This window comes from Vibrio halioticoli NBRC 102217, assembly GCF_000496695.1.
GTDB lineage: Bacteria > Pseudomonadota > Gammaproteobacteria > Enterobacterales > Vibrionaceae > Vibrio > Vibrio halioticoli.
Window position 1 is genome coordinate 1 of the sequence record NZ_BAUJ01000098.1, and the last position, 3328, is coordinate 3328.

5 protein-coding genes are annotated in these 3328 nt (G+C 41.4%); 3 read left to right on the plus strand and 2 right to left on the minus strand.

The genetic code is table 11. The features are described 5' to 3' along the window. Nucleotides 1-61: 61 nt before the first annotated feature. Nucleotides 62-355 (minus strand): putative hemolysin, encoded by a 294-nt coding sequence (locus VHA01S_RS17655; protein WP_023405703.1) that lies wholly within the window; start codon nucleotides 353-355, stop codon nucleotides 62-64. 132 nt (nucleotides 356-487) lie between these two features. Between VHA01S_RS17655 and VHA01S_RS17660 the strand changes: the two genes are divergently transcribed. Then, entirely contained in the window at nucleotides 488-1006 is a 519-nt protein-coding gene (locus tag VHA01S_RS17660) for an NUDIX hydrolase (protein WP_023405704.1), read from the plus strand. Here the strand turns inward: VHA01S_RS17660 and VHA01S_RS17665 are convergent. Further along, nucleotides 998-1771 (minus strand): ion transporter, encoded by a 774-nt coding sequence (locus tag VHA01S_RS17665; protein WP_023405705.1) that lies wholly within the window; start codon nucleotides 1769-1771, stop codon nucleotides 998-1000. The two genes, VHA01S_RS17660 and VHA01S_RS17665, sit on opposite strands and share 9 nt — an antisense overlap. A 360-nt stretch (nucleotides 1772-2131) precedes the next feature. Between VHA01S_RS17665 and VHA01S_RS17670 the strand changes: the two genes are divergently transcribed. Both VHA01S_RS17670 and VHA01S_RS17675 read left to right on the plus strand, forming a co-directional pair. Next, nucleotides 2132-2752, plus strand: a complete 621-nt coding sequence (locus VHA01S_RS17670; protein ID WP_023405706.1) for a LysE family translocator — start codon at nucleotides 2132-2134, stop codon at nucleotides 2750-2752. 198 nt (nucleotides 2753-2950) lie between these two features. Continuing rightward, nucleotides 2951-3298 carry a YajD family HNH nuclease gene (locus tag VHA01S_RS17675; RefSeq protein WP_023405707.1) on the plus strand — a complete coding sequence of 116 codons (348 nt, stop codon included), beginning with the start codon at nucleotides 2951-2953 and terminating at the stop codon, nucleotides 3296-3298. Nucleotides 3299-3328: the final 30 nt, after the last annotated feature.

Genomic DNA, 3328 nt, shown 5'->3' on the forward strand with positions numbered 1-3328 from the left:
AAAAAGCCCCGTTCATCGCTGAACGGGGCTTTGTTGGTTTTATCGCTAGCCAAAGCGCTGCTTATTTTGCTGCAGTCTCGTCGGTCTGATTTTGATTGTCTGGACGCTCATCTTCATGATTTTTGTAATAGTATTCCCAGATCTCATATTTTTCGCTGTCAGAGAGTTCACAATAGGTAACACGGTTATTGTTCTCAGTCGCACGCTCAATCTCGTGATCTTGTTGTACACAATACATAGATGCTTTACTGGTAATCGGATCCCAGTCCTTTACCGTGTATTCGTCATCTTTGCTTGCACAGCCTGCAAGTAACACAGTACCGGTCATCACAGATAATAGGAGGATTTTCTTCATTACTATTGGCTCCAAAGAACTAAATGATTTTGTCTTGTTTGATTTAGTGTACGAGATATCCCAATTAATTCAATAGTTAACCAAGTACAACATGTTAAAATAACTCCAATTATTCTTTTGAAAACTAAAGTAATGCGCCATTTAACAACCCGAGTACATCCTAGCTTATCTCAACTTGACCAACATACCATCATTCAAAGACAGGCCACCCGAGCGATTGCTCTGCGTGGTGAGCAAATACTGCTGATGTATACCGAGCGTTATCATGACTACTCATTGCCCGGTGGCGGTTTGGATGAGGGGGAGGATGTCATTGAAGGCTTAGTGCGTGAATTACAAGAAGAAACGGGCGCGCAAAATATTCGCAATATTGCTCCGTTTGGCGTATTTGAAGAGTTTCGTCCGTGGTATAAGAACGATGCCGATGTGATGCACATGCATTCGTATTGTTATACCTGCCAAGTAGACCCGATTTTAGGTACGCCTAATTTTGAAGAGTACGAGATAAATAATGGTATGCAGGCATTGTGGATCAACATTTATGATGCGATTAGACACAATGAACACACGATGGCGACCAGTAACAAAAAAGGCTTAAGCATTGAAAGAGAAACCTTTTTGCTGCACTTAATCGCCCAAGAGTTACTGTGAGTGTTTTTGTTTAATCAGCTCTTTTAATTCGGCGACTTCATTGTGCAAGGTAGCGATATCTTGCTTTAATTCTTGGCGCTCTTTTTGTTCTTGGCGGTTCTCTTGTTGTTCGCCTTCTAGCATAAACCAGTTTGCCACTAAGCCGGTAAAGGTACCAAACAAACCAACCCCTGCGGTCATCAATACCGTCGCCACCATGCGACCAAATGTCGTCACAGGATAATAGTCACCATAACCTACGGTTGTGATGGTGACAAAAGCCCACCACAGTGCATCGCTGGCATTTTGAATGTTGGAATTAGGTAAGCCTCTTTCAAATTGCAAAATCCCAATCGCGCCAAAAATAACCAGCAGCACAGAAACGCTAGCGACAATAGTAAAGGTACCTTTGCGACGGTTATGAAATAGGAAATTAAGAATGACTTTGGTTGAACGTATCGCTCTTAAGATCCTAAAGAAGCGAATTAAATGGATAAATCGGCCATAGCGCAGGGTATCAACCATAGGAATGCTCGAAAGCAGGTCAATCCATCCCCACTTCATAAACACCAGTTTATTTGGCGCGCGATAGAAACGTTGGAAAAAATCGACTAAGAAAACCCCGCAGACGAAGGTATCCACTATGGTCAGCAAATCTAGAATATCATCGGAAAGGTCGAAGGCATTTTCTACAAATAACACTAATAACACATAGATAGACAGAACCAGAGTTAAAAACTGTATTGGTCCCAGCTCTCGTTTCGCTTCTTGTAATTTAGGATTCATAATTTACGTTAATTAGTGATCATCGAGGTGCTACTGGTAACAGCCATTAATACCGAGGCCGATGGAGGGGATAGTTCCTTGCAAGCAATATATCCCAATCGATAAGGTAATTATAGTGCTTAGGCTTGGTTTAGTATCTAGAGTGCGATCACAGAGTAAAACGGTTAAAGAAAAGCAATCAATTAGTGACGGTGTGACTTTTTAAATTAATGACAAGTTTTGAGGGATTATACGATAAACAACAGTAACACTATGAAAAATAGTCAGTAATACATAATGGGCTAATGTTAAAAACTTGTGTATTCCCTTGTTTGAGTATAATTTGTACCTCCTGTTTTAATTATCTGTGAGACGTTGATTTTGGATATCGCCACTTTATGGGTCTTTATTCCCACTTTCTTATTTGTATCCATTACTCCTGGTATGTGTATGACATTAGCGCTAGGTTTAGGCATGAGTATTGGCTATAAGCGAACCTTGTGGATGATGCTCGGTGAGGTGCTTGGCGTTGCTGTGGTGGCGATCAGCGCCGTATTGGGCATAGCGGCGATTATGATCAAAATGCCAGCCTTATTTATGGGCTTTAAAATCGTTGGCGCAGCTTATTTAAGTTATCTCGGCATTCAAATGTGGCGTTCCAAAGGCAAAATGGCGCTCTCTGAACAAAACCTTGCCTCTTCTGGCGCCAGTAATTATGGTTTGGTGGCGCAAGGCTTTATTACTGCTATCGCCAATCCAAAAGGTTGGGCATTTATGATTTCTCTGTTGCCACCTTTTATCAGTCCAAAATTTGCGGTAGCCCCTCAATTGGTAATTTTGGTCGGCATTATTATGTTGTCTGAGTTTATTTGCATGAGCATTTATGCCTCGGGAGGTAAGGGGCTTAGAATGATGTTAGCAAACAGTGACAACGTCAAATTGATGAACCGTATTGCGGGCAGTTTAATGATAGGGGTGGGGATTTGGTTATTTTTAACCTAATTCAAACCCTAATCAGTATGGGTCAACAAATGTGTGCTTATCCGCCTGCATCGCATAATAAAATATGCTAATTTAACGGTTATACCAGTAGCGAATACCAATTATAGTTATAGATAGGTCGCAAGTAGCGTCGCATTCTAAGCGGTTACAGCGATCCGTTGATCACTAGCAATGGTCTAAATTAATGTGGAAATAAAGATGTCTTCTTCAGATTTTACAGGTAGTAGTGCTGCCTATGCTCGCAAAGAGTCCGGCTATCGTGATAAAGCACTGAAACTTTATCCTTGGGTGTGTGGTAATTGTGCTCGTGAATTTGTCTATTCGAACCTACGCGAATTAACGGTTCATCACAAAGATCACGACCATACTAATAACCCGGAAGATGGAAGTAACTGGGAGCTGCTTTGCTTGTATTGTCATGATCATGAGCACTCAAAATATACCGATCATGAACGTTATGGCGTCGATCCTGTCGCTCGCGCTGATGATCATCAAGTGGCGACGCATAACCCGTTTGCTGACTTAGCCAAAATGATGAAAAAATAGCGCTATAGATGGAATAATACCAATCACACT

What these genes read in the sequence shown, in the direction of transcription:
- VHA01S_RS17655 (WP_023405703.1), bottom strand. Translation starts at nt 355, where the DNA reads ATGAAGAAAATCCTCCTATTATCTGTGATGACCGGTACTGTGTTACTT.
- VHA01S_RS17660 (WP_023405704.1), top strand. Translation starts at nt 488, where the DNA reads ATGCGCCATTTAACAACCCGAGTACATCCTAGCTTATCTCAACTTGAC.
- VHA01S_RS17665 (WP_023405705.1), bottom strand. Translation starts at nt 1,771, where the DNA reads ATGAATCCTAAATTACAAGAAGCGAAACGAGAGCTGGGACCAATACAG.
- VHA01S_RS17675 (WP_023405707.1), top strand. Translation starts at nt 2,951, where the DNA reads ATGTCTTCTTCAGATTTTACAGGTAGTAGTGCTGCCTATGCTCGCAAA.